1 protein-coding gene and 2 pseudogenes are annotated in these 2,278 nt (G+C 76.2%); 1 reads left to right on the top strand and 2 read right to left on the bottom strand.

Going from position 1 to position 2,278, the window contains the following annotated elements; translation table 11 throughout:
- A pseudogene (locus G3I42_RS32975) lies at window positions 1–494 on the bottom strand (ROK family transcriptional regulator); the annotation flags it as partial.
- 161 nt (window positions 495–655) lie between these two features.
- Entirely contained in the window at window positions 656–1,573 is a 918-nt protein-coding gene (locus G3I42_RS32970; RefSeq protein ID WP_164291347.1) for a formylglycine-generating enzyme family protein, read from the bottom strand.
- 407 nt (window positions 1,574–1,980) lie between these two features.
- Here G3I42_RS32970 and G3I42_RS32965 point away from each other — a divergent pair.
- Window positions 1,981–2,278 (top strand): annotated as a pseudogene (locus tag G3I42_RS32965) (hypothetical protein); the annotation flags it as partial.

Raw genomic sequence — 2,278 nt, 5'->3', positions numbered from 1 at the left:
CCCGCGCGCCCCACGGTCCCCGCGGGGCCCACGACACCCACCCCGACCCCGCTCAGCGAAGCGAGCCGCACCCCGCCGCCCGGGAGTTCGCCGACGAGGCGGCTCGCGAGGTCGAGGCGCTCGGCCCACGTCACCTCGGCCCCGTGCGCCGCGCTCGCGGTGCCCACCACCTCGTGTGCGACGTTGACGGCGGCGACGTGCACCGCGCGGCGCGCGAAGTCGATCCCGAGCGCCTGCCCGGCCGCCGGGTCGAGGGACAGCGTCTCGACGGGACGCCCCCGCCCGCGGCCCTCGGTGGGCGGCGGCGCGGCGACGAGCGCACCGCGCGCGACGAGATCACCCACGATGCCGTACAGCGTCGTGCGCGAGAGCCCGCTCAGCCGCGTCAGTGCGGCGCGGGACAGCGGGCCCTGCGTGCGCAGCAGGGACAGGACGAGTTCCTCGTGACCCCGGCGCAGCCGCGCCAGCGGTCCGCCCTCAAGGTCGGTCGGCATGCGGGTCAGGGTGCGGCGCGGCCCTTTTTAGGTCAACGCCCCGGAAAAAATCCCGGGCTCCCCGCCTCGCGGTGTTTCCGCAGGTCGGCGGGGTGCCCGGGGAGGCCGTGCGCGGGCGGGTTTTCACGAGCCCGCAACGCGCCGCAACAGCGCGGCCCGGCTCAGGCGTCCCAGGCGCAGCGGAAGCCGAGGTTCCCCGCGCTGCTGTCGGGCGTGTTGGAGGTGCGCGCCGCGACGCGGTAGCGGTTGCAGTACGAGTGATGGCACAGGTACGAGCCGCCGCGCATGACCCGCGAGGTGCCCCGGCGCGGGCCCTTCGGGTCGGTCGCCGGGCGCGCGGAGTGCTCCGTGCCCCAGCGGTCGGCGCACCACTCCCAGACATTGCCGGCGACGTTGTGCAGCCCGTAGCCGTTGGGCGGGAAGGCATGGGCGGGCGCGGTGCCGCGGTAGCCGTCCTCGGCGGTGTTCGTGGTGGGGAAGCGGCCCTGCCAGATGTTGCAGCGGTGCTCCCCGCCCGGGGTCAGCTCGTCGCCCCACGGGTAGCGGCGCTCCGCGAGGCCGCCCCGTGCCGCGTACTCCCACTCCGCCTCGGTCGGCAGCCGTCCGCCCGCCCACCGGCAGTACGCCGCCGCGTCGGCCCAGCCGACGTGCACGACCGGGTGGTCCCAGCGCTCGTCGAGGTCGCTGCCGGGCCCCTCGGGCGCCCGCCACGTCGCACCGCTGACGCCGCACCACCACGGCGTCGCGTCCGGGCGCGGCGCGTCGCGGCGCAGCGCGCCGGGCAGGAACGAGGCGAACACGAAGGACCAGCCGAAGCGCTCGGCCTCGGTGACGTGCCCCGTCGCGGCGACGAAGGCGGCGAAGCGCGCGTTGGTCACGGCGAGGGTGCCGATCCGGAACGGCGAGAGCCGTACCTCGCGTACGGGCCCCTCCCCGTCGGCGGCGAAGCCCTCCGCGTCCTCGGTGCCCATGAGGAAGGTGCCGCCGTCGAGGGCCACGGAGGGCTCGGGCCCCGGGTCCGCCGGGGGCGCGGCGACCTCCGCCGGGCCGCTCCGTACCGGCACCGAGAGCGCGAACACCTCGCCGCCCGCGCCCGGCGCGCAACAGCTCCCCCCGTGCGCCTCCTGGCGCGCCCCCTCGTGTGTCCCGTGCGGCATCCGTCTCCCCTTCCGCTGCCCCGTCCGTCATCGGCGGCCCGAGGCTACGGGACGGGGCGGGGACCTCGTGTGCGAGGGGGCGCACCTGTGTTCCCGTACGCGTGTACGAAGAAACGGGCGGGTGCATACGGGTGTTCGCAACGTGATCCGTACGTCCGTTCGTCACCTCCCGCTGAAGCGGGACCTCGGCCGTACGGGTTTGTCAACAGGCCCCTTCCGTTGTTCAGTTGGTCACTACCGTGGGCTGCCGTCGCCCCCCGCCGCACCCGCGCCGGGAGTGGCGCGAGATCCGTGCCCGCAGCATGTAATCCCCCGTACCGAGGACGTCGATGACACACCTCCGCGCCTCCGCCGGGCGAGCGGACCGCCGCGACGGCGGGGCCCGCCACGGCAGACCGGGCGCCCTGCTGCCCGAGTCGCACATACGGACACTGCTGCTGCGCACCGCGGTCCTGCCCGCGCTCGCCGTCGCGCTCAGCGGCCTCGCCGCGGTCCTGCTGCTCCTCGGCGCCGAGGACGATCCCGGGGGCGCGGTGGAACTCGGCGTCGCGCTCGCTGCGGGGGTCGCGCTCGCCGCGCTGTGCGGTGCCGTACTCGCCGCGCGCCGCGCGAGCCGTACGGTGCTCG

It is taken from the genome of Streptomyces sp. SID11385 (genome assembly GCF_010548245.1).
Lineage (GTDB): Bacteria > Actinomycetota > Actinomycetes > Streptomycetales > Streptomycetaceae > Streptomyces.
The sequence above is the reverse complement of the archived record's forward strand: the minus strand, read 5'-3'. Positions and strand labels throughout refer to the sequence as shown.